The organism is Dactylosporangium sp. NPDC051484, assembly GCF_040689395.1.
Classification (GTDB): domain Bacteria; phylum Actinomycetota; class Actinomycetes; order Mycobacteriales; family Micromonosporaceae; genus Dactylosporangium.
In genome coordinates this window covers 121533-146905 of the sequence record NZ_JBFAZX010000016.1, presented here as the reverse complement: position 1 = coordinate 146905, position 25373 = coordinate 121533, and the positions used below count along the sequence as shown (strand labels likewise).

Annotated in this window: 7 protein-coding genes; all 7 read left to right on the top strand. The window is 73.9% G+C overall.

Going from position 1 to position 25373, the window contains the following annotated elements; genetic code table 11:
- Positions 1 to 8 precede the first annotated feature (8 nt).
- The 7 genes from AB0367_RS24715 to AB0367_RS24685 are packed head-to-tail and all read left to right on the top strand — an operon-like array spanning position 9 to position 25127.
- Positions 9 to 5183: an SDR family NAD(P)-dependent oxidoreductase gene (locus tag AB0367_RS24715; protein WP_366228778.1), complete on the top strand. Its 5175-nt coding sequence runs from the start codon at positions 9 to 11 to the stop codon at positions 5181 to 5183.
- Positions 5184 to 5238: 55 nt separating this feature from the next.
- Entirely contained in the window at positions 5239 to 15447 is a 10209-nt protein-coding gene (locus tag AB0367_RS24710; RefSeq protein WP_366228770.1) for a type I polyketide synthase, read from the top strand.
- A 25-nt stretch (positions 15448 to 15472) separates the two neighbouring features.
- Positions 15473 to 21649, top strand: coding sequence for a type I polyketide synthase (locus tag AB0367_RS24705; protein ID WP_366228769.1), 6177 nt, complete (start codon positions 15473 to 15475; stop codon positions 21647 to 21649).
- 33 nt (positions 21650 to 21682) lie between these two features.
- The gene (locus AB0367_RS24700) at positions 21683 to 22561 is read left to right on the top strand and encodes a 3-hydroxyacyl-CoA dehydrogenase family protein (protein ID WP_366228768.1); all 879 of its coding nucleotides are present in this window, start codon (positions 21683 to 21685) and stop codon (positions 22559 to 22561) included.
- A 40-nt stretch (positions 22562 to 22601) separates the two neighbouring features.
- Positions 22602 to 22892: an acyl carrier protein gene (locus AB0367_RS24695; RefSeq protein WP_366228767.1), complete on the top strand. Its 291-nt coding sequence runs from the start codon at positions 22602 to 22604 to the stop codon at positions 22890 to 22892.
- Positions 22885 to 23994: an acyl-CoA dehydrogenase family protein gene (locus AB0367_RS24690; RefSeq protein ID WP_366228766.1), complete on the top strand. Its 1110-nt coding sequence runs from the start codon at positions 22885 to 22887 to the stop codon at positions 23992 to 23994. Before AB0367_RS24695 ends, AB0367_RS24690 begins: the two co-directional genes overlap by 8 nt.
- Before the next feature lie 14 nt (positions 23995 to 24008).
- Positions 24009 to 25127: an HAD-IIIC family phosphatase gene (locus AB0367_RS24685; RefSeq protein ID WP_366228765.1), complete on the top strand. Its 1119-nt coding sequence runs from the start codon at positions 24009 to 24011 to the stop codon at positions 25125 to 25127.
- The last annotated feature ends 246 nt before the right edge of the window (positions 25128 to 25373 follow it).

The following is a 25373-nucleotide window of genomic DNA, read 5'->3' as shown; positions in this document are numbered from 1 at the left end:
GGTCGGGTGTGCGTCGGGCTGGTGTGTCGGCGTTCGGTGTGAGTGGGACGAATGCTCATGTGGTGCTGGAGCAGGCACCCGAACCGACGCCCGCGCAGCTCCCCGCGACCGCCGTTGAGCCGCCGCTGGCCTGGGTACTGTCCGCCCGCAGCTCCGGCGCGCTGCGCGCCCAGGCCGCACGGCTCGTCCGGCACATCGAGACGAATCCCGAGCTGCGTCCCGGCGACGTCGGGCTGTCCCTCGCCGTCACCCGCGCCCGCCACTCGCACCGCGCGGTGCTGGTCGGCGACCGCGAGGAGCTGACCGAGGGGCTGCGTGCCCTCGCCGCCGGTACGCCCACCGCCACCACGGCGCAGGGCGTCGCGGGATCCGCCGGCCGCACGGTGTTCGTGTTCCCCGGCCAGGGCGCCCAGTGGGCCGGCATGGCCCTGGAACTACTCGACGCGAACCCAGTGTTCGCCGACACGATGGCCGCCTGCGAGCGTGCGCTCGCGCCGTACCTCGACGTGTCGCTCGTCGACGTCCTGAAGGACCCGACCGCTTTGGAGTCGGTGGACCGGGTACAGCCCGCGCTGTTCGCCGTCATGGTCTCGCTGGCCGCGACCTGGCGTTCCTACGGTGTCGAGCCCGACGCGGTCATCGGCCACTCGCAGGGCGAGATCGCTGCCGCGGTGGTGGCCGGGGCGCTGTCGCTCGAGGACGGCGCCAAGGTCGTCGCCCTGCGCAGCCGGTTGCTGCGCGCCATCGCCGGCCGGGGGGCCATGGCCTCGCTCGCCCTGCCCGCCGACGAGGTCGAGGCTCGCCTGGACGGTCGTGCGGGCGGCCTCGCCATCGCCGCGATCAACGGGCCCCGGGCCACCGTCGTGGCCGGCGAACCCGCCGCCGTGGCGGAACTGCTCGCCTCCTGTGAGCGAGACGGAGTCCGCGCCCGGCGCATCGAGGTCGACTACGCCTCGCACTCCGCGCACGTGGAGGCCATCCGGGACGAGCTGATCGAAGCGCTCGCGGGCGTGAGCGCCGGGAACGCCCAGGTCTCGATGTACTCCACACTGGACTCCGCATGGCTCGACGGGCCCGAGCTCACACCCGAGTACTGGTACCGCAATCTGCGCGGGACCGTCCGGTTCGAACCCGCTGTCCGGGCGCTCGCGGAGGCCGGCTTCACCGCCTTCGTCGAGGTCAGCCCGCATCCTGTGCTGACCGCCGGGATCGGTGAGGCGCTCGAGTACAGCCCGGCGCCGATCGTCGTCACCGGCTCGCTGCGCCGCGGCGAGGGCGGGCCCGCCCGGCTGCTGCTGTCGCTGGGCGAGGCCCACGCGGGCGGCGTCAACCTGGACTGGAACGCCGTGTTCGCCGGTACCGGCGCCCGCCGGACCGATCTGCCCACATACCCGTTCGAGCGCACCCGCTACTGGCTTGACGCCACGCACCGGCCGGCGGACGTGGGCGCCGCCGGTCTCGGCGCCACCGGTCATCCGTTGGTCGGCGCCGCCGTGGAGCTGGCCGACTCCGGCGAGCATGTGCTCACCGGACGGCTGTCGAGCGGCACGACGCCCTGGCTGGCCGAGCACTCGGTGTCCGGCGTGACGGTGCTGCCCGGCACGGCCCTGCTCGAGCTCGCGCTGCGTGCGGCCGACGAGGTGGGCTGCGGACTCGTCGACGAGCTCACGCTGCAGGCTCCGTTGACGGTGCCCGAGCGAGGCTCCCTGCGGTTGCAGGTGCGCGTCGGCCCGCCGGCGCAGGACGGCCGGCGCTCGGTGAGCGTCCACAGCCGGCCCGACCAGGACGCCGCCGCATGGACGGTGTACGCCGTCGGCGCGCTGGCCCCGAGCGACGACGCGCCCGAGGACGCCGTCGTGGCCTGGCCACCGGCCGGCGCCGAGCCCGTCGAGATCTCCGCCCTCTACGAGAGGTTCGCCTCGGCCGGATACCGCTACGGGCCGACCTTCCAGGGCGTGCGGGCCGCCTGGCGTAGCGGTGACGAGATCTTCGCCGAGGTGGCCCTCCCGCAGCCGCGCGACGGCGAGGAGTACCTGCTGCATCCGGCCCTGCTCGACGGCGCCCTGCAGGCCTCGGCGCTGCTCGCGGATCGTGACGACGTGGCCCGCCTGCCGTTCTCGTGGACCGGTGTCACCGCCCACGCCGCCGGCGCCGGCGCACTGCGGGTCCGCGTCACCGCCCACGGCGCGCAGGAGGTGTCGCTGGAGGCGCGGGACCTCACCGGACGGCTCGTGCTGAGCGTGGGCTCGCTCGTGCTGCGTCCCTTGCCGGCGGACGGGCTGCGCGCGGCCGCCGGTGGCGACGAACGCCTGCTGCACCTGGAGTGGACGCCCGCCGCCGCGCCCGGCGCCGCCGCCGTCACCGGTACATGGGCAATGCTCGGCGCCGCCTTCCGTGACGCGCTGCCGGCCGTGCCGGCGTGGCCCGATCCCGCCACGCTCGCCGCCGGGGAGGTGCCGGCCTTCGTGCTCGCCGACGTGTCCGGCGCCGACGTGGCCCCCGAGGACCGGCTGCGCAGCGCCACGCTGCGCGCGCTCACCTTGGCGCAGGACTGGCTGGCCGACGAGCGCCTCGCGGAGTCCACGCTCGTGGTCCTCACCCGGGGCGCGATCCGTACCGGACCCGGCGACCGGGCTGAGGACTGGGCCGCCTCGGGCGTCTGGGGCCTGGTACGGACCGCGCAGACCGAGAACCCGGGCCGGTTCGTGCTCGCCGACCTCGACGACGATCCCGCGTCGCTGCGTGCGTTGATGGCCGCGGTGCCCGCCGCGGACGAGGGGCAGACCCAGTGGGCCGCGCGACGCGGCGAGCTGTTCGTCCCTCGCCTGGTCGCCGCCGGCCGAGACGAGCTCATCCCGCCGGACGACACCGCCTGGCGGCTCGGGTTCGCCGGTGAGAACCCGGTCGACGGGCTCGCGCTGGTCCCCGCTCCTGAGGCGCTCGCACCCCTCGGCGCGCGGCAGGTACGCATCGCCGTGCGAGCCGCCGGCCTGAACTTCCACGACGTCGTGGTCTCCCTCGGCCTGGACCCCGAACAGCCCACGTTGGGCAGCGAGGGCGCCGGCGTCGTGCTGGAGGTCGGGACCGGCGTGACGGACCTGGTCCCCGGTGACCGCGTGATGGGCGTGTTCGGCGGGGCGTTCGGTCCGGTCGTCGTCGCGGAGCGCGCCACGGTGGCCCGTGTCCCGGCGGGCTGGTCGTTCGCCCAGGCCGCGTCCGTGCCGATCGCCTTCCTCACCGCGTACTACGGCATGTTCGACCTCGGTGGCCTTCGGCCCGGCCAGTCGGTGCTGGTGCACGCCGCCACCGGCGGCGTCGGGATGGCCGCGGTGCAACTCGCCCGGCACGCCGGGGCTGAGGTCTTCGGCACCGCCAGCCCCCCGAAGTGGAACGTACTGCGGGCCGCGGGCCTCGACGACGCGCACATCGGCTCCACGCGGACGCTCGAGTTCGCCGAGCGCTTCCGGGCCACCACCGGGGGTCGCGGCGTGGACGTCGTCCTGGACTGCCTGGCCAGGGAGTTCGTCGACGCCTCGCTGGACCTGCTGCCCCGGGGCGGCAGCTTCGTGGAGATGGGCAAGACCGACGTGCGCTCCGCCGAGGAGGTCGCGCGCGAGCACCCGGGCGTTCGCTACCAGGCGTTCGACCTCATCCAGGCCGGTCCCCGGCGCATCGGCGAGATGCTCGCCGAGGTGCTGTCGCTCTTCGAGCGTGGCGTGCTGTCCCCGTTGCCGCTGACCTGCTGGGACGTCCGGCGGGCTCCGGAGGCGTTCCGCCACCTCGGCAAGGCCCGCCACATCGGCAAGAACGTGCTGGTCATGCCCACGCCGGTGGATCCGGCGGGCACGGTGCTGATCACCGGCGGCACGGGTACGCTCGGCCGGCTCGTGGCCCGGCACCTGGCCGTCGAGCACGGCGTACGACACCTGCTGCTGCTCAGCCGTCGCGGAGCGCAGGCGCCGGACGTGGCCGCGCTGCTCGACGACCTCGCCGGGCTGGGCGCCCACGCAACGGCCGTCGCCTGCGACGTGGCCGACCGCCGTGCCCTGGCCGAGGCCCTGGCCTCGATACCGCCCGACCGGCCGCTCACGGCTGTCGTGCACGCCGCCGGCGCACTGGCCGACGGCGTCCTCGGCTCGCTCACCGCGGAGCAGGTGGAGCGGGTGCTGCGGCCCAAGGTGGACGCCGCGATCGCCCTGCACGAGCTGACCCGCGAGCGCGACCTGTCGGCCTTCGTGCTCTTCTCCTCGGGCGCGGCCCTGCTCGGCGGGGCGGGCCAGGCGAATTACGCCGCCGCCAACGCCGCGCTGGACGCCCTCGCCGCCGGGCGGCGTGCCCTGGGGCTGCCGGGTGTCTCCATCGGCTGGGGACTCTGGCAGGAGCGCAGCGAGCTGACGGCGGCGGTGGCGGACACCGAGGTGGGGCGGATGTCTCGCACCGGGATTGGCGCGCTGACCTCGGCGGAAGGCCTGGCGCTGTTCGACGCGGCGTGGCGCTCGGCCAGGCCGTACGTGTTCGCCGCGCGGCTCGATCCGGCCGCGCTGTCCGGCAGCCAGGTCCCGTCCGTGCTGAGCGGCCTCGTACGCAGGCCCCGGCAGGCACTGCGGCGGGCGCGGGCCGGCGGCGAGCTCGGCCCCTCGTCCGCCGGCCGGCTCGCCGGGCTCTCCGCGGCCGAGGCGCACCGGGTCCTGCTGGAACTGGTCCGCGGCAATGCGGCGGTGGTGCTCGGCCACGAGTCGCCGGAGCTGATCCGTCCCACGCGGCCGTTCAAGGAGCTCGGCTTCGACTCGCTGACCGGCGTCGAACTGCGCAACCGGCTGGCGAGCGCCGTCGGGGTGCGGCTGCCGGCCGCGCTCATCTTCGACCACCCCACGCCCGAGGCGCTGACGCAGCACATCCTCACCAAGATCACCCCCGCCGAGCCGGTAGCGCCGCCCACATCCGCGCTGCTCGCCGAGCTGAGCCGGCTCGAATCCCTCATCGACGCCATGGCGCCGGGCGGCGGGACGGACTCGGCGCTGCCACCCGACGCGGCCGCGCGGTTGCGCCGTGCGCTGTCGAAGGTCGAGTCGCTCGGCGAGGCGGGCGGGACCGAGGCCGGCACGGGGTCGAAGCAGGCCATCGAGTCCGCGACCAACGACGAGCTGTTCGACCTCATCGATCAGGAACTGGGCCTGTCATGAGGCCAGCGATACCCGGGCGGACTGCTTCGGTCCCGAACGAAAGCGTGGGAGCACAGTGAGCGAGCAGAAGCTCCGCGAGTATCTCAACCGCGTCACGATCGACCTGCAGCGCACCCGCCGGCAGCTCGCCGAGGCCGAGGCCGCGGCGCACGAGCCGATCGCGATCGTGTCGATGAGCTGCCGCTTCCCCGGCGGTGTACGCACGCCTGAGCAGCTGTGGGACCTGGTGGTGCAGGGCCGGGACGCGGTGACCCCCGTGCCCGAGGACCGCGGCTGGGACATCGCGCAACTCAACGCGAGCGACGTGCCGTGCCAGGGCGCGTTCATCGACGGGATCGCCGACTTCGATCCGGGGTTCTTCGCCGTGTCGCCACACGAGGCGAGTGCGATGGACCCGCAGCAGCGGCTGTTGCTGACCACGGTGTGGGAGGCCATCGAGCGGGCCGGCATCGACCCCGCCTCGCTGCGCGGTAGCTCGACCGGGGTGTTCACCGGGGCCGTCGATCAGGGATACGCCCAGGCGAGCCTGGAGGCGCCGGACGCCGTACGGAACTTCATCGTCACCGGGAGCTCGTTGAGCGTGCTGTCCGGGCGGGTGTCCTACACGCTCGGGCTGGAGGGCCCGGCGGTCACCGTGGACACCGCCTGCTCCTCCGCGCTGGTCGCGATGCACCTGGCCACGAACGCGCTGCGCAAGGGGGACTGCTCCCTGGCGCTGGCCGGCGGCGTGGCGCTGATGTCCCTGCCGCTGGTCTTCGCGGAGTTCAGCCGGCAGGGCGCGATGTCCTCCGACGGCCGGTGCAAGGCGTTCTCGGCTTCGGCGGACGGCACCGGCTGGGGCGAGGGGGTCGGCGTCGTCCTGCTCGAACGCCTCTCCGACGCGCTGCGCAACGGACACCCGGTGCTGGCGGTGATCCGTGGCTCCGCCATCAACCAGGACGGCGCCAGCAACGGCCTGACCGCCCCGAACGGCCCTTCCCAGCAGCGCCTCATCCAGGTGGCGCTCGCCGACGCCGGGCTCGCCGCCGCCGACGTGGACGCGGTCGAGGCACACGGGACCGGCACCACGCTCGGCGACCCGATCGAGGCCGACGCGCTGCTCGCCACGTACGGCCAGGACCGCCCGGCGGACCGGCCGCTCTGGCTGGGCTCCGTCAAGTCGAACATCGGGCACACCCAGTCGGCGGCCGGGGTGGCCGGCGTCATCAAGACCGTGCTCGCGCTCAACCACGGCACCCTGCCGCGGACGTTGCACGTCACCGAGCCCACACCGCACGTCGACTGGTCCGCCGGTGCCGTCGAGCTGCTGACCGGGAACCGCCCGTGGCCGTCAACCGGGCGGCCGCGGCGGGCGGGCGTGTCGGCGTTCGGTATGAGCGGCACCAACGCGCACATCATCCTCGAACAGGCACCCACTGCCGACGCAGCCGAGCCGGCGCCCGACCAGCCAGGCACGCCGCGTGCGCCGGTCGCGCCGTACGTCCTCGCCGGGCGCACCCCGGGCGCGCTGCGCGACCAGGCGGTGCGGATCACGGGCCGGTTGTCCGCCGACCCCGCCGCCGATCTCCGCGATGTCGGATTCTCGCTGGCCACCACTCGGACGGCGTTCGAGCACCGCGCCGTGGTCCTCGCCGCGGACCGTGCCGAACTGCTCGACGGCCTCGGCGCGGTTGCCCGCGCCGACCCGGCGACGCCCGGGGTGGTCACCGGGGACACGGAATCGGGAGCCGGCAGGACGGTGCTCGTCTTCCCGGGACAGGGCGCGCAATGGGCGGGGATGGCCCGCGAGCTCCTCGCCGAGTCGCCGGTCTTCGCCGCCTCGGTCGAGGAGTGCGAGCAGGCCCTGCGCGCTCTGGTGGACTGGTCGCTGACCGATGTGCTGCGTGGTGCGCCCGGCGCGTCGTCGCTGGAGCGGGTCGACGTCGTTCAGCCCGCGCTGTTCGCGATGATGGTGTCGCTCGCCGCGCTGTGGCGATCCTGGGGAGTCGAGCCGGACGCGGTCGTCGGCCACAGCCAGGGCGAGATCGCCGCCGCCGTGGTGGCGGGCGGGCTGTCGCTGGCCGACGGCGCGAAGGTCGTGGCACTGCGCAGCCGGGCCATCGCCGCGCTGGCCGGCCGCGGCGGCATGGTGTCCCTGGCGCTCTCCCACGACCGCGCACGGGCCGAGATCGCGCCCTGGGCGGATCACATCTCGGTGGCGGCCGTGAACGGCCCCGCCGCCGTCGTCGTCAGCGGCGCCCCGGACGCCCTCGCCGAGCTGGTCGCCCACTGCACCGAGCGGGGGCTGCGCGCCAGGTCGCTGCCGGTCGACTACGCGTCGCACTCGGCGCAGGTCGAACAGATCCGGGACGAGCTGCGCTCGAGCCTCGCCGGCATCAGCCCCCGGACCGGCGGCACGCCGCTGTTCTCCACGCTCACCGGCGACTGGCTCGACACCGCCACGATGGACGCCGACTACTGGTACCGCAATCTGCGCGGCACGGTGCGCTTCGAGGACGCCGTGCGGGAACTGGCACGCCAGGGCCACGACGTGTTCGTCGAGGTCTCGCCGCACCCGGTGCTGACCGTGCCCGTGCAGGAGACCGTCGAGGCCGCGGGCCTTGGCGACGCGGTGGTCGCCGGCACGCTGCGGCGCGACGAGGGCGGCCTGCGGCAGGCGCTGACCTGCGCGGCCGAGCTCTGGGTGCGCGGCGTGGCCGTGAACTGGTCCACCGCTTTCCCCGGCGCCCGCCGCGTCGACCTGCCCACGTACCCGTTCCAGGAGCGCCGCTTCTGGGGCGACCCCGCCGATCGCACGGCGCCGGGTCCGGACGGGACCGTCGCCGACAGCGAGTTCTGGGATCTCGTCGGCCGCGGGGACGCGACCGAGCTGGCCGGCGCGCTCGCCGTCGACGCCGAGCCCCTCGGCCTGGTGCTGCCGGGGCTGAGCGCCTGGCATCGGCGGCACCGGGAGCGTTCGGCGTTCGACGCCATGCGCTATCGCATCGCCTGGCGCCGGCTCGCCGACCCGGCGGCCGTCGCGCTCGCTGGCCGGTGGCTTCTCGTACTGCCACCCGGCGGCCGCGACCTCCCGTACGCCCGGTGGACCGCCCAGGCGCTCGGTGATCTCGGCGCTGACGTCGTCACCGTCGAGCTCGCCGACGATGACGTGGACCGCGGCCGGCTTGCCGGCACCCTCGGTTCCGCCGGCGTTTTTGGTTCCGCAGGCGCGGACGAGCCGGCCGGGGTGGTGTCCCTCCTGGCCCTCGCCGAGCGGCCGCATCCGGCCCACCCGGCGCTGCCCGTGGGCGCCGCGCTCACGCTCGCCCTGGTGCAGGCACTGGCTGATGCCAGCTGCACCGCCCCGCTGTGGTGCCTCACCACCGGTGCTGTCTCGACCGGCGACACCGACCCGCTCACCGCACCCCGCCAGGCGCTTGTCTGGGGCACCGGCATGGTGGCCGCACTGGAGCACCCGCGGCTCTGGGGTGGCCTGCTCGACCTGCCCGCGGAGCCGAGCGACCGCGTCCGGCACCGGCTCGGCGCGGCGCTGAGCGGCGCGGGCGACGCCGCGGGCGAAGACCAGCTCTCGATCCGCCCGGCGGGACTGTTCGCCCGGCGGCTCGTCCACGCCCCCCGCCCGGCGCGAGCCAACCCCCGGTCGTGGCGGCCGCGCGGCACGGTCCTGCTCACCGGCGGTACCGGGGCGATCGGACCGCACATCGCCCGCTGGCTGGCCCGCGGCGGGGCCGAGCACCTGGTCCTACCCGGTCGTCGTGGCCCGGCAGCCCCGGGTGCCGAGCGGCTGCGGGCGGATCTGGCCGGGTACGGCACCCGGCTCAGCACGCCCGTCTGTGACCTCACCGACCGCGACCAGGTCGAGCGCCTGCTCACCGACCTGGACGAGCAGGGCAGCCCGGTCACCGCGGTCGTGCACGCCGCCGCGTTCATCGCGCTCGCCTCACTGGAGGCCACCCCGATGGAGGCGTTCGCCGGTGTGGTCGCGGCCAAGGCGGTCGGCGCCGAGCACCTCGACGCCCTGCTCGACCGGGAGCTCGACGCCTTCGTCCTGTTCTCGTCGATCGCCGGCGTGTGGGGCAGCGGCGACCACGGCGCGTACGCCGCCGGCAACGCCTATCTGGACGCGCTGGCCCAGCACCGTCGTGCCCGGGGACTGACCGCGACGACGGTCGACTGGGGCGTCTGGCAGGCGGCCGATCCCGGGCAGCCCCCGATCGCGGGGGACAGCGCCGATCTGTTCAATCTGGACGAGCACGGCCTGGGACGCATCGATCCCGATGTGGCCGTCGCCGCCCTGCAGCAGGTCCTCGACGACGACGAGACCGTCGTCGCGGTCGCCGACGTCGACTGGGAGCGGTTCGCCGCGGTGTTCGCGTCGAGCCGGCCCAGCGCTCTGCTGCGAGCCCTGCCCGAGGCCCGCGCCGCCATCGAGGGCGACGACGCGGCGGGGACGCAGACCCCGGCGGCGGCGCAGCTGCGCCGGCGGCTGGCCCGGCTGCCGGCCGCCGAGCGCACCCGTACCGTGCTCGACCTGGTCCGCACCCAGGCCGCCACGGTCCTGGGCCACGACTCCCCGCAGGCGGTGCCACCGGGCAAGGCGTTCCAGGATCTCGGTTTCGCCTCGTTGACGGCCGTCGAGCTGCGCAACCGCCTCAACGCCGCGACCGGGCTGCGGCTGCCCTCCTCCCTCGTCTTCGACCACCCCTCCTCGAACGCGCTCGCCGCGTACATCACCGCCGAGCTGCTCGGCGAGCCCGCCGCGGCGGCCGCGGCACCGGTCGCGGCGCCCAAGTCCGCCACGCCCGAGGACGACCTGATCGCCATCGTCGCGATCGGATGCCGGCTGCCCGGCGGGATCGACACCCCGGAGAAGCTCTGGCAGCTGCTGCTGGACGGCCGCGACGCCGTCACCGGCTTCCCCACCGACCGGGGCTGGCCGGTGGACGAGCTGTACGACCCCGACCCGGACCACCCCGGCACCTCCACCACCCGCGAGGGCGGATTCCTGCACGACGCCGGCGAGTTCGACGCCGGCTTCTTCGGGGTCTCGCCGCGGGAGGCCATCGCGATGGACCCGCAGCAGCGGCTGCTGCTGGAGACCGCCTGGGAGGCGCTGGAGCGCGCCGGGCTGGAACCGGAGGCGCTGCGCGGGTCGCGTACGGGCGTCTACGTCGGCGTCAACTACGGCGACTACGCCTCGGCTGTCGCCCGGTCCGGGGAAGGCGAGGGGCACCTGCTCACCGGTAGCGCCGCGAGCGTCGTCTCCGGCCGGGTCGCGTACACGTTCGGTTTCGAGGGCCCGGCGATCACCGTTGACACCGCCTGCTCGTCCTCGCTGGTCGCGCTGCACACCGCGGCCGGCGCGCTGCGTGACGGTGACTGCTCGCTCGCGCTGGTCGGCGGTGTCGCGGTCATGTCCACGCCCGGTGCGATCATCAGCTTCTCGCGGCAGCGGGGCCTCGCCGCCGACGGCCGGTGCAAGGCGTTCGCCGACACCGCCGACGGTATGGGCATGGGCGAGGGCGTCGGCGTGCTCGTGGTCGAGCGGCTCAGCGACGCGCGGCGCAACGGTCATCCGGTGCTGGCCGTGCTGCGAGGTTCGGCCATCAACCAGGACGGGGCCAGCAACGGCCTCTCCGCGCCGAACGGGCCGTCGCAGCAGCGGGTGATCCGGGCGGCGCTGGCCAACGCCGGCCTGTCCGCCGCGGACGTCGACGTGGTGGAGGCGCACGGTACCGGCACCACGCTCGGCGACCCGATCGAGGCGCAGGCGTTGCTGGCCACGTACGGGCAGGACCGTCCGGCCGACCGCCCGGCGCTGATCGGCTCGCTCAAGTCCAACATCGGCCACACCCAGGCCACCTCGGGCGTCGCGGGAGTGATCAAGATGGTCCTGGCGTTGCGCCACGGCCAGATTCCGCCGACGCTGCACGTCGATGAACCGACCACCCACGTCGACTGGAACCGGGGCGCCCTGCGGCTCGTGACCAGCCTGGTGCCTTGGCCCGACAGTGGCCGGGTCCGCCGGGCCGGTGTCTCCTCCTTCGGCCTGAGCGGGACGAACGCCCACGCGATCCTGGAACAGGCCATCGAGCCGGACCGGCCCCGGGAGCCGGTCGCGCCGCAGCCCGCACGGCCGCTGCCGTGGGTGCTGTCGGCGCGCACCGCCGCGGCGGTGCGGGACCAGGCGGCGCGGCTGCGTGCCCACCTGGACCAGGCCGGCGACGCGGACCCGGCGGATGTGGGTCTCTCACTCGCCGGCCGGACCGCGTTCGAGCACCGCTGCGTGCTCGTCGGCGACGGCGACGAACTCCACGCGGCGCTGTGCGCCGTGGCGGAGGGCACCAGCACGCCGTACGCCGTCCGCGGTGTGCAGGACGCGGAGAGCCGGACCGTCTTCGTCTTCCCCGGGCAGGGCTCGCAGTGGGTCGGCATGACCCGTGACCTGCTGACGGAGTCACCCGTCTTCGCGCAGCGGATGACGGAGTGCGACCGGGCGCTGGCGCCCTACGTCGACTGGTCGCTGCTGGAGGTCGTGCGCTCGGCCCAGCCGCTCGACCGGGTGGACGTGGTCCAGCCGGTGCTCTTCGCGGTGATGGTCTCGCTCGCCGCGCTCTGGCGGTCCTACGGCGTGGAGCCCGACGCGGTCGTGGGCCATTCCCAGGGCGAGATCGCCGCTGCCGTCGTGGCCGGCGGCCTGTCGCTCGAGGAAGGTGCCCGGGTGGTCGCGCTGCGCTCGGGCGCGCTCGCCGAGATCGTCGGCAGCGGCGGGATGGTGTCGATCGCGCGGCCGGCGCCGCAGGTCGAGCAGCTCATCGAACCGTGGGGGGACCGGCTGTCGATGGCCGCCCGCAACGGGTCGTCGGCCGTGGTCGTCTCCGGCGGCGCCGACGCGATCGGCGAGCTGCTGGCCGTGTGCGAGGCCCAAGGCATCCGCGCCCGCCGGGTGGACGTCGACTACGCGTCGCACTCGGCGCAGGTCGAACGCATCGAGGCCAGGCTGCTGCGCGAACTCGGCACGATCACGGCGGTCACCGGCGAGGTGCCGTTCTTCTCGACGGTGACGGGACAGTGGCTGGACACCGCCACCATGAACGGCGCCTACTGGTACGCCAACCTGCGCCGCACCGTCGGCTTCGAGGGCGCCGTGCGGGCACTGTCGGAGCGGGGCTACACCACGTTCATCGAGGTCAGCCCCCACCCGGTGCTCAAGGTCAGCATCGCCGAGACACTGGAGGACGCCGGCCGTCACGGTGCGGTGCTCGGCACCCTGCGCCGCGACCGCGACGGCCCGAGCAGCCTGCTGCTCTCCCTGGGCGAGGCGTGGGCGGGTGGACAGCCCGTGAACTGGCCGGCCATCTTCGCCCGCACCGGCGCCCGCCGGATCGACCTGCCGACCTATGCCTTCCAGCGCCGGCACTACTGGGCGACGCCGGCCGCCGGCGGTGGCGAGGACCTGGCCGCGGCGGGTCTGGACGTCACCCGCCACCCCCTGCTGAGCGCGGCGGCGGAGGTCGCCGAAACCGGCGAGATCCTGCTCAGCGGCCGGCTGTCGGTGCGAATCCAGCCCTGGCTCGCCGACCACGCGGTGTCGGACGTGGTGCTGCTGCCCGGCACCGCCTTCCTGGAGCTTGCGTTGCGGGCCGCCGCCGAGGCCGGCTGCGCACTGATCGAGGAGCTCACGCTGGAGGCTCCGCTCGTCCTGCCCGCCACCGCGGCGGTGCGGGTCCAGGCCCGGGTGGGCGCGCCCGACGGAGACGGCAGCCGCACCGTGGACATCTACTCCCGCGTCGAGGACTCGCTCGATCGGCAGTGGACCCGGCACGCGACGGGAATCGTGGCCGAGACGGGCGACGCGTCCCTGGAGGCCGAGCATGCCTGGCCGCCGCCCGGTGCCGAGCCACTGGCGGTCGAGGACCTGTACGACCGTTTCGCCGACTCCGGTTACCGCTACGGCCCGGCCTTCCAAGGTGTCCGTGCCGCGTGGCGTCGCGACGGCGAGATCTTCACCGAGGTACGGCTGCCGGACCGCGAGGACCGTGCCGCCGCGTCGTTCGGTGTGCATCCCGCCCTGCTGGACGCCGCGCTGCACGGCCTGTGGCTCGTCCCGGAGGGCGGCGACGACGAGGCCGGCGGCGCCCCCGGCACCGCGCGGCTGCCGTTCTCGTGGAGTCGCGTGACGTTGCACGCGGCCGGCGCGACCCACCTGCGGGTACGGCTGGCCTTCGGGACCGACGGCCGCGTGGCGATCGACGCCGCCGACTCCCACGGGCGGCCGGTGGCCTCGGTCGGTGCCCTCGTGGTTCGCCCGGTCGAGGTGGACAGCCTGAGCAAGCCGGCCAAGGGCGCCCAGGACGCGCTGTTGCGAGTGGACTGGGTGGCGTTGCCCGAGTCTGACGCGGGCCTGCCGCCGGCCGGGCGGTGGGCGGCCATCGGGCCGGCTGGTCTGCTGCCGGACACGTATCCCGATCTCGCCGGTCTCACCGCCGCGATCGACCAGGGCGCGGCGGTTCCGGACGTGGTACTCGCCGAGTGCCGGGCCCGCGAGGACGGCCCGGCGCACGCCCGCCCGGCGACGGCCGAGGTCCTGGCGATGGTTCAGGAGTGGCTGGCCGACGACCGGTACGCGAACGCCCGGCTGGTGTTGGTGACGACCGGGGCCGTCGAGACCCGTCCGGGCGAAGGGGTGACCGATCTGGCGGGGGCGGCCGCGCGCGGCCTCGTCCGCTCGGCGCAGTCCGAGCACCCGGACCGGTTCGTGCTGGTCGACACGGCGAACCCGGCGGACCCGGCGGAGTTGCTCGCGCTGCTGCCCGCCGGCCTGGCCGCCGGTGAGCCCCAGCTCGCTGTCCGCGAGGGCGCGTTGTCGGCCCCCCGGCTGGCTCGGGTCCAGCCGGCCGGTACGTCGGGGGAGGTGCGGTTCGACCCGGAGGGCACCGTGCTGATCACCGGTGCCGGCGGCGTGCTCGCCGGTCTGGTCGCGCGGCACCTGGCCGCGGAGCACGGGGTGCGCCGGTTGCTGCTGCTCAGCCGGCGGGGAGCGGACGCGCCGCGGGCCGCCGGGCTCCTCACGGAGCTCGCCGGGTTGGGCGCCGAGGCGCGCTTCGCCGCCTGCGACGTCGCTGACCGGGATGCGCTCGCGGCGATCCTGGCCCAGGTGCCCGACGACCATCCGTTGACGGCGGTCGTGCACACGGCCGGGGTGCTGGACGACGGCGTCGTGGAGTCCCTGACCGCCGAACGGCTCGACGCCGTGCTCCGGCCCAAGATCGACGGGGCGCTGAACCTGCATGAGCTGACCCGCGAGCTGCCGCTGTCGGCCTTCGTCCTGTTCTCCTCGGCCGCCGGCGTCATCGGCAACGCGGGGCAGGCCAATTACGCGGCCGGCAACGCGTTCCTCGACGCGCTGGCCGCCCACCGGCGTGCCCGGGGGCTGGTCGGGCAGTCGCTCGCCTGGGGGCTGTGGGAAAGCCGCAGCGACCTGACCGGAACCCTCGACGAGCGGGAGCGGCAGCGGATGACCCGTGGCGGGGTGGTGCCACTCACCGACGCCGAGGGCCTCGCGCTGTTCGACGCGGCGCTGCAGTCCGACGAGGCGCTGCTGGTGCCCGTACGCCTGACCCTGGGCCGGCAGCGGTCGGCGAGCATGGCCGACGTGCCCGCCCTCATGCGCGGCCTGGTCCGCGGCGTGATGCGGCGCACGGCGGGCTCCGCGGCCGCGGATGCGACCGAGGCGGCCTCGCTGCGCCGGCGCCTGGCCGGGGCCGGCGCGGACGAGCGCAGGGAGCTGCTCGAGCATCTCGTCCGCGGCAAGGTCGCGGAGGTGCTGCGGCACCGAGGAGCCGAGACGGTTGAGGTGGACCTGGCCTTCAAGGACCTCGGGTTCGACTCGTTGACCTCCGTCGAGCTGCGCAATCAGCTCAACGCGGTCACCGGGCTGCGGCTGCCCGCCACGCTCGTCTTCGACCATCCGACGCCCGAGGCGGTCGCGGCGTACATCGCCGAGCGCCTGGCGCCGGTCACGCCGCCGGCCGGGCCGGACACGGCTGCCGACGACGAGACGGTACGCCGCCTGCTGGCGACGATCTCGCCGCAGCGGCTGCGGACGGCGGGACTTCTCGACGCGTTGCTGCGGCTGCGGGAGACCGGTGCCGGCGAACAACGTCTTGTGCCGGACGAGTCCGGGGCGGACGAGCCGGAACCGATCAAGGAGATGGATGTGGACGCTCTGGTGCGGATGGCGCTCGGTGGCGGCCGTGCCTGACCAATCGGAGAGGGAGAGGACTGCCATGGCCGCGGACCAGGTTGTCGAGGCGCTGCGTGCGTCCCTGATGGACAACCAGAAATTGCGGCAGGAGAACCGCCGGCTCGTCGCCGTGACGCGGGAACCCGTGGCCATCGTCGGCATGGCCTGCCGGTTCCCCGGCGGTGTGCGCACGCCCGAGGAGCTCTGGGAGCTGCTGATCGCCGAGCGCGACGGTGTCATACCCGTCCCGGCCGATCGTGGCTGGGACACGCCGCCGCCGGACCCGGCGGACTCCGGCGCTCCCGGCACCGTGCCCGTCATCAAGGGCGGGTTCCTGCATGACGCGTTCGAGTTCGACGCGGGCTTCTTCGGCATCTCGCCGCGCGAGGCGCTGGCCATGGACCCGCAGCAACGGCTGCTGCTCGAGGTCTGCTGGGAGACCTTCGAACGTGCCGGGATCGATCCGCTGACGCTGCGCGGCGGCGACACCGCCGTCTACGCCGGCGTCATCAACAGCGAGTACGGCTCCCGGCTCGGCAACCCGCCCGAGGACCTGGCCGGTTTCCTCGGCACCGGCACCATCTCGAGCGTCGTGTCGGGCCGCGTCTCGTACACCTTCGGGCTGGAGGGGCCCGCGGTCAGCCTGGACACCGCCTGCTCCTCCTCCCTGGTGGCGATCCACCTCGCCACGCAGGCGCTGCGCGCCGGTGACGTCGGGCTGGCCCTGGCCGGCGGTGTGACCGTCATGTCCGCGCCGGGGGTCCTCAGCAACGCCCACCGTCAGGGCGGGCTCGCCGCCGACGGGCACTGCAAGTCGTTCTCCGACAGCGCCGACGGCGCCGCCTTCGGTGAGGGCGTCGGGATGCTCCTGCTGGAGCGGCTCAGCGACGCGCGGCGCAACGGGCACCCGGTGCTGGCCGTCATCCGCGGCTCGGCCGTCAACCAGGATGGCGCGAGCAACGGGCTGACCGCCCCGAACGGCCCGGCGCAGCAGCGGGTCATCCGCAAGGCCCTGCAGAACGCGGGGCTGTCCCCGCACGAAGTCGACGCCCTTGAGGCGCACGGCACCGGCACGGTGCTCGGCGACCCGATCGAGGCGCAGGCGGTCCTCGCCGTGTACGGCCAGGACCGTCCCGAGGGGCAGCCGCTGCTGATGGGCTCGCTGAAGTCCAACCTCACCCACACGCAGGCGGCGGCCGGGGTCGGTGGCGTCATCAAGACGGTGCTGGCCATGCGGCACGGCGTGCTGCCCCGCTCCCTGCACATCGACCAGCCGAGCGCGCAGGTCGACTGGAGTCAGGGCGGCGTGACACTGCTGAGCGCCGCGACGCCCTGGCCGGTCACCGGCAGGTCCCGCCTTGCCGCGGTGTCGTCCTTCGGTGCCAGCGGTACCAACGCCCATCTCATTCTGGAGGGCGCGCCGAGCGAGGCTGCGCAGGAGATGACGGGGCGCACGGAAGGCCCGGTCGCCTGGGTCCTGTCCGCCCGCACGCCCGCGGCCCTGCGCGAGCAGGCAGCCCGGCTGCACGCGCACGTCACCGCCGACCCGGGCCTGCACCCGGCGGATGTCGGGCTGTCGCTCGTACGTGGCCGATCCCGGTTCGCCGAGCGGGCGGTCGTGGTCGGCGAGGGTCGCGACGAACTGCTCGACGCGCTCGGCTCGCTCGCCCGCGAGCAGAACGCCCCGTCCGTCACGCTCGGCACCGCCCCCGCGAAGCCCGGCAAGGCCGTATTCGTCTTCCCCGGCCTCGGCGCGGAGTGGCCGGGCATGGCGCGGGAGCTGCTGGACAGTTCACCGGTGTTCGCCGCGCGGATGGCGGACTGCGAGCGGGCGCTCGCCGCCCACCTCGACTGGTCAGCCGCCGCGGTGCTGCGGCAGGAGCCCGGTGCGCCCTCGATCGACGACGTGCAGGTGCTGCAACCGGTGCTGTTCTGCGTGTTGGTGTCGCTCGCGGCGGTGTGGCAGGCACACGGCATCCAGCCCGCCGCGGTGGTCGGACACAGCCAGGGTGAGGTCGCCGCGGCCTGCGTCGCCGGGCTGCTCAGCCTGGAGGACGCCGCCGCGATCGCGGTGCTGCGCAGCCGTGCGCTGGCGAGCGTGACCGGCGGCGGGGCGATGGCCACCGTGCTGCTGTCCGCCGAGGAGGCGGAGAAGCTGATCGACGGGTACGGGGGCCGCCTGTCGATCGCCGCCGTCAACGGGCCGCGCGTGTCGGTGCTGGCCGGCGAGGCGCTGGCGATGGACACCCTCCTGGCCGAGTCGGACGGCGTGCTGGCCTTCCGGACCCCGATCGACTACGCCCCCCACTCCGCCGACGTCGACCCCGTGCGCGAGACGCTCATCGCCGCACTCGCCGGCATCCAACCTGCTCCGGGCTCCATCCCGATGCTGTCCACCGTCGACGCCGCCTGGGTCCGGCCGTCCGGGCTCGGGCCGCGGTACTGGTTTCGCAACCTTCGCCAGACCGTCCGGTTCCACGATGCGGTCAAGATCCTGTTCGAGGCCGGTCACCGCACCTTCGTCGAGGTCAGTCCCCATCCCACCCTGATCTTCAACATCCAGGACTGCGCGGCCGACGCCGGCCTCGACGGCCTCACCATCGTCGAGACGCTGCGTCGCGAGGACGGCGGAGCGCGGCGGCTGCTGACCTCGCTCGGCCAGGCGCATGTGGCCGGCCTGCCGGTCGACTGGAGTCCGGCATTCGAGCCGTCCGGCGCTCGCCCGGTCGACGTGCCCACGTACGCCTTCCAGCGGCAGCGGTACTGGCTCCAGGCGACCAAGGCGGGCGGTGACCCCTCGTCCGTCGGGCAGGGCGACCCGGGGCATCCGCTGCTGGGCGCGGCGGTCGAGCTGCCCGGTGCGGGTGGCACCGTCTTCACCGGCCGGCTGTCGGTGGCGACTCAGCCGTGGCTGGCCGACCACGCCGTACGCGGCACCGTGCTGCTGCCGGGCGCGGCCTACCTGGAGATGGCGGCACACGTGGGCCGGCGGTTCGGCTGCGACCTGATCGAGGAGCTCACGCTCGCCGCGCCGATGGTGCTGCCCAGCGGTCCCGACGCCGGCCTGGGCGTGCAGCTGCGGCTGACCGTCGGGGCCGCGGACCAGGCCGGGCGCCGCGCCGTCGAGATCCATTCCCGGCCCGAGGACGCCGGCACCGAGGCGGAGTGGACCGCGCACGGCAGCGGCGTGCTGGCTGCCGCCTCCGACGCGTCGACGCCGGCACCGCAGGCGCAGTGGCCGCCCTCCGGCGCGCGGGAGATGACGATCGGAAGCCTCTACCGCATCCTGGAGGCGCGCGGTGTGGAGTACGGCCCGGCCTTCCGGGGCCTGCGCGCCGCCTGGGCCGACGGTGCGGAGATCTTCGCCGAGGCCGCGCTACCGCAGCTCGTGACCGAGCACTTCACCCTGCACCCCGCGCTCCTGGACGCCCTGCTGCACACCGTCACGCTGCGCAACGCCGACGCCGGCCAGAACCCGGACGAGCAGCCGGCCGCGGACGGCGTGCCACTGCCCTTCTCCTGGCATCGGGTACGCATCTTCCCGGGCGCCCCCGCCGGCCGGGTGCTGCGTGCCGCCCTCCGGCCGGACGGCCCGGACGCCGTGTCGCTGCAGGTGACGGACGCGGACGGGCACCCGATCGTCAGCATCGGCACGCTGGTCATGCGCACGGCGTCCTTCGACTCGCTGCGCGCCCCCACCGACCTGCTGTTCCGGGTCGAGTGGGCCAACCTCGACGGCCCGGTCAGGACCGTTCCGGCGGCCGGCCGATGGGCGCTGCTCGGCGACGGCGACGACCGGCTGCTGCCGGCCGGTGTCGTGCCCACCGCCGGCGACGACGTGACCGGCCTCGACGCGGTGCTGCTGCCGTGTCCGCCCGCCGAAGGCGGCACCCCGGACGCGGTGCACGCCGTTACCGCGGCGGTGCTGGCCCGGCTGCACGCCTGGCTGGCCCGGCCGGCTGCGGACTGCCCGCCGTTGGTCGTGGTGACCCGCGGCGCCACCGATCCCGGCGAGGGGCCGGTCGACGTCGCCGCCGCGGCCGTCTGGGGCCTGGTCCGCTCGGCCCAGCAGGAGAACCCCGACCGGTTCGTCCTGCTCGACACGGACGACGCCCGGGCCACAGTTGATCGGCTGGGCGCCGTCCTCGACAGCGGTGAGCCGCAGGCCGCGCTGCGGGCCGGCAGCATCCACGTGCCCCGGCTGACGCGGGTCCGTGCGGGCGGGGCACCGGACGAGGCGGAATTCTTCGGTGGTGACGGCACCGTGCTGGTGACCGGTGGGGGTGGCACGCTCGCCGGCATCCTGGCGCGGCACCTGGTCGCACGGCACGGCGTACGCCATCTCCTGCTGCTCGGCCGCCGGGGTGCGGCCACGGCGGGGGTCGCCGAGCTGGTCGCCGACCTGACCGCGGCGGGAGCCCAGGTCACGGTCGAGTCCTGCGACGTCACGGACCGTGCGGCGCTCGACGCGGCGCTGTCGCGCATCCCGGCGCAGCGTCCGCTCACCGCGGTCGTGCACACGGCCGGCGTGCTCGACGACGGCGTGCTGACCGACGTCACCGCGCAGCGGCTGAGCGGGGTGCTGCGCCCGAAGGTCGACGGCACCTGGAATCTGCACGAGGCGACGCTCGGCACCCGGTTGCGCGCGTTCGTGGTGTACTCGTCGGTCGCCGGCATCTTCGGTGGTCCTGGACAGTCGGCGTACGCGGCCGCCAACCTCGCCGCGGACGCCCTGATGACCGCGCGGCATCGAGCCGGCCTGCCGGCCAAGTCGCTCGCCTGGGGCCTGTGGGAGACGCGCAGCGGCCTGACCGCGGACCTCTCCGGCGCCGACGTGAGCCGCATGGCCCGAAGCGGTGTCCAGGGGCTCTCCGCCGACACCGGTACGGCGCTGTTCGACGCCGCCCTCACCGTCCCCGACCCGGTGCTCGTCCCGGTGGCCATCGACGTCTCCGCGTTCCGCGACGGCCCGGTGCCACACCTGCTGAAGTCGCTGGTGCGGGCCCCTGTCCAGGCCAGGACCGCGACCGACGACCGGCTCCGGGAGCGGCTGGCCGCGGCGGACCCCGCCGAGCGGCTGCGCCTGATCGAGGAGACGGTACGGCTGCATGCCGCCCAGGTCCTCGGCCACGCCGACGCGACCCCGATCGGTGCCGACGACGCCTTCCTCTCGGTCGGCTTCGACTCGCTGACCGCGTTGGAACTGCGCAACCGCCTGGCCACGGTCCTCGGCCTGAACCTGCTGCCGACCGTCGTGTTCACCAGCGGCACCTCCGCCAAGCTCGCCGAGGCGTTGCGCACGGAGTGGGCGGCCGCCGCCAGCCGCGCGCAGGCGGAGCCAGGCGGTGCGCAGCGGCCGGCCCCTGAGCCACGGCCCGCCGAGTCCGATCCGGTCGCCACGCTGTTTCGCCAGCTGGTCCGGCGAGGGCAGCCCGACGAGGCCATCGGCCTGCTCAAGAACGCCTCCGCGCTGCGGCCGCGGTTCCAGACCGCGGCGGAGTTGCGTGCCAGCGGCGAGCCGCCGGAACTGCTGCGGCTGAGCGTCCACGACGAAGCCCCGGAGCTGGTCTGCTTCGGATCGATGGTGGCGCTCGGCGGGGGTCACCAGTACGCCCGGTTCGCCGCCCAGCTGCGGGGCGCGTACGGCGCCAGCGCGATCTCCGCACCCGGCTTCCTGCCCGGCCATCGGCTTCCGGCGACGATGGCGGCGATGTTCGAGTACCAGGCAGAGGAGGTCCTCGATCGGATCGGCCGTGATCGACGCCTGGTGCTGCTCGGCTCCTCCTCGGGAGGCATCATCGCCCACGGCGTGGCGGCGCAGCTGGAGCAGCGCGGCGTCCACCCGGCCGCCGTGGTGCTGCTGGACACCTACCTGTCCAGCAACAAGGCGATGACGCAGTTCAATGACGTGCTGCTGCGGGGCATGTTCGACCGCGAGGACAGGGCCGTGCCGATGGACGGCACCCGGCTCACCGCGATGGGCCGCTACTTCCAGCTCCTCGATGACTACGAGCCGCCGGCGGTGCGGGCCCCGGTCCTGCTGGTGCGGGCGTCCGATCCGTTGGGCAAGGCGGCGGCGGGCTTCGGCGACTGGCGATCGAGCTGGCCGTCCGCGCAGGCGGTCGTCGATGTCCCCGGGGACCACTTCTCCATGCTGGAGCAGCACACGGCCACGACGAGCCGGGCGGTTTCCGACTGGCTCGAATCGGTTCTCTCCTAACCATCCCGATCCCTGACCAATCCAAGGAGCGATGTGTACTCGAAGACAGAACCCCAGCCCGGCACGCCGGGCGATCAACGCATCGCCGTGGTGGGTGCGGGCGTCATGGGCGTCGGGATCGCCACCCTGGCCCTCGTCCGCGGGTTGCCGGTCCTGCTGGTCGACGTCGACGAGGCCCGGCTGGACGACGCCCGCGCGCGGATCGCCGCGGAGTTGCGGATGGCCCAGCTGATGGGCCGGCACCCGCACGACGAGGCGACCGGCGTGCTCGAGACCGCCACCACGGTCGGTGGTGTCGCCGAGCGCACCGTGGTCATCGAGGCGACCACGGAGGATCCGCAGATCAAGGCGAAGGTGCTCGCGGAGCTGTCGGCCACGGTGCGACCCGGCACGCCGCTGGTCTCCAACACCTCCTCGATCCCGATCGACGAGCTCGCCTCCTTCGCCGAGCGGCCGGAGGAGGTGGTGGGTACCCACTTCATGAACCCGCCGTACCTGATCCGCACGGTCGAGGTCATTCGCGGAGTCCGCACGGGTGAGGACACCATGGCGGCCCTGGGGCGTTCCCTGGCCGCTCTGGGGCAGCAGCCCATCGTCGTCAAGGACGCGCCGGGCTTCGTCACCAGCCGAGTCCTGCACCCGATGATCAACGATGCGGCGCGCATCGTGCAGGAGGGCACCGCGAGCGTCGAGGCCGTCGACACGCTCATGGAGAACTGCCTCGGCCACCGCACCGGACCGCTGCGGACCGCCGACCTGATCGGCATCGACAACCTCGTCGATTCGCTGCAGGTTCTCTTCGAGCGCACCGGTGACGAGGGCTGTCGCCCGTGCGAACTGCTGCTGGAGAAGGTGCGGCTGGGTGCTCACGGCCGCAAGTCCGGCCGCGGTTTCTACGAGTACACGAACTGATCAGGCAACCGACTACTTCCCAAAGATTGAGATGGATGCGATGACCGAGCTGGGCGTTCACGACGCTACGGTCGACGGCGGCGAGGTGGAGAAGGACATTCTCCGTTTCCTGGAGGCACAGACCAAGCGGTCCTGGGATCCGCAGGTGGATCTCTTCGCCGCCGGTGGGCTCTCCTCACTGTTCGCGATGCAGCTGGTGGTGCACCTGGAGCAGACCTACGGGATCTCCATCCGCGGTGCCGACCTGCGCCTCGACAACTTCCGCACCGTCGCCAACATGGTGGCGCTGGTACACCGCCTGCGCAGCGCCGCGGGGGCGAGCGGTGCCTGACGGTCTCGCCGCGGCTCGCGATCTGCTCACCGAGCTCGTCGGTGAGCAGGCGGAAAGCTGGGACCGAACCGGCCAGCTTCCCCGGGAGCTGCTGGTGAGGCTCGGTGCGGCTGGGTACCTGTGCCCCCAGGTACCCACCGTCCACGGCGGGCTCGGCTGGGACAGCGCGGGGGACGGTGAGTTCACCGCCCACGTCGGCAGCCTCTGCTCCTCCCTGCGCAGCATCATGACGTCGCAGGGTATGGCCGCCTGGACCATCGATCGGCTGGGCACCGAAGAGCAGCGCCGCGACCTGCTGACCCGCCTCACCGGCGGGGAGCTCGCCGCGGTCGCCTTCAGCGAGCCGCAGGCCGGCAGCGACCTGTCGGCGATCACGACCCGGATCATCCGCGACGGCGACTCGGTCGTGGTCGAGGGCACCAAGACCTGGTCGACCGCGGCCGCGTACGCCGACGTCGTGGTGGTGGTCGGCATTCTCGACGACGGCGGCGCCGGTGCCGTGGTGGTGCCCACCCGCGAGCCGGGCGTGCGGGTCGAGCGCATCGCCGATCCGCTGGGCTGCCGGGCGGCCGGCCACGCCGACATCCGGCTGACGCGGGTGCGGCTGCCGGCGACGAGCCTGCTCGGCGGTGGTGGCCAGTTCCTGCCGTTGCTGGTGACCACGGCACTGGCCTACGGCCGGATGTCGGTCGCCTGGGGCTGTGTCGGCATCCTCCGCGCCTGCCTGGCGGCGGCGGGCGCCCACGCCAGATCACGGGAGCAGTTCGGACGGCCGCTGGGCAGCCACCAGCTCGTCGCCCGGCACCTCGCGGACCTGCTGATCGCGGAGCAGGCCGCGACCCGTGCCTGCGAGCATGCCAGCCGGTGCTGGGATGAGGGCTCCGCGGACCAGGTCCTCGCCACCGTGCTCGCCAAGCACGTGAGCGCGACCCAGGCGGCGCAGGGCTCGGCCATCGCCGTCCAGGTCCTGGCCTCCGCCGCCACCCGGGACGGGCACACGGTGGCCCGCGCCTTCCGCGACGCCAAATGCATGGAAATCATCGAGGGCAGCAACGAGATGTGCCAGTTGCTGCTGGCCGATCACGTGCTGGCCACCAAGTGACAGAGGGGTTGACCATGACGGCGAATCCGTCGTCCACGCCGCCGACCACTGTGAAGTGTCTCGTCTGGGACCTGGACAACACGTTGTGGCAGGGCACCCTGCTGGAGGACGGCGAGGTGGTGCTCGCCGACTCGATCCGCGACACCATCGTGGGTCTGGACGCGCGGGGCGTTCTGCAGTCGGTGTCCAGCCGCAACGACCACGACATGGCCTGGTCACAGCTGGAGGCGCTCGGCATCGCGGAGTACTTCGTGTTGCCCGAGATCGGTTGGGGACGCAAGTCGGACGCGGTGCGCCGCATCGCCGAGAAGCTGAACTTCGCGCCGAAGACCATCGCGTTCATCGACGACCAGCCCGCCGAGCGGGCCGAGGTCGCTTACCACCTTCCGGAGGTCCGCTGTTATCCGGCCGAGGTGGCCGAGTCGCTCCTCGGCCTGCCGGAATTCACCCCGGCGGCCGACACCGTGGACTCGCGCCGCCGCCGGCAGATGTACCAGGCCGGGTTTCGGCGTGACGCTGAGCGCGCCGAGTTCAACGGCCCGGACGACGAATTCCTGCGCTCGCTCGACCTCGTGCTGCGCATCGGGCCGGCGAGCGAGGAGGAGTTGTCCCGGGTCGAGGAGCTCACGCTGCGCACCAGCCAGATGAACGCCACCGGGGTGCACTACTCGGACGAGACCCTGCGCGGGTTGCTGCAGGACCCCCACCACGAGGTTCTGGTGGCGGCCCTCACCGATCGCTTCGGGCCGCACGGTGCCGTCGGTGTCATCCTGGTCGAGCGGCACCCGGCCGTCTGGCATCTTCGGCTGCTGGCCACCTCCTGCCGCGTCGTCTCCTTCGGGGCGGGATCGGCGATCCTGGGATGGCTGGGGGACCAGGCGGCGCGGGCGTCGGTGCACTTCGTCGCCGATTTCCGGCCCACGGACCGTAACCGGATGATGGAGGTCGCCTACCGGTTCGCCGGGTTCGACGACGCCTCGTGCGGCTGCCGGGACACCCTGTGTGAGCCAGAGGTGGAGGGGGTCCAGCGACTCCATCTGCTTCCCACCAAATGGAACGGTCTGACGACGATGCGGCTCGACGCCGCGGATCTCGCCGGCGTATCGGCGGCCGGCCTGACCGCCGCTCGCTGACGTCCACCCGGGAGCCCGTGGCTTGAGCAGCGGGTTTGCCAGCACATCGCCCGTTCTCCGGCCAAGGGCTCCTTGCGTTTTTTGAATATATGGATATTTACCTCAATGACTTGCCGGAAGCTCCGCTCCCGGTCATGCTTGTCGGCGTAACTGGCCCGCTACTTTCCGATTACTGCCCCCTGTGCCGGTGACGGCCGTCCGTCCCGGATGGCCCAGTTCACGGTTACTTTCTGAACATATTTTGAT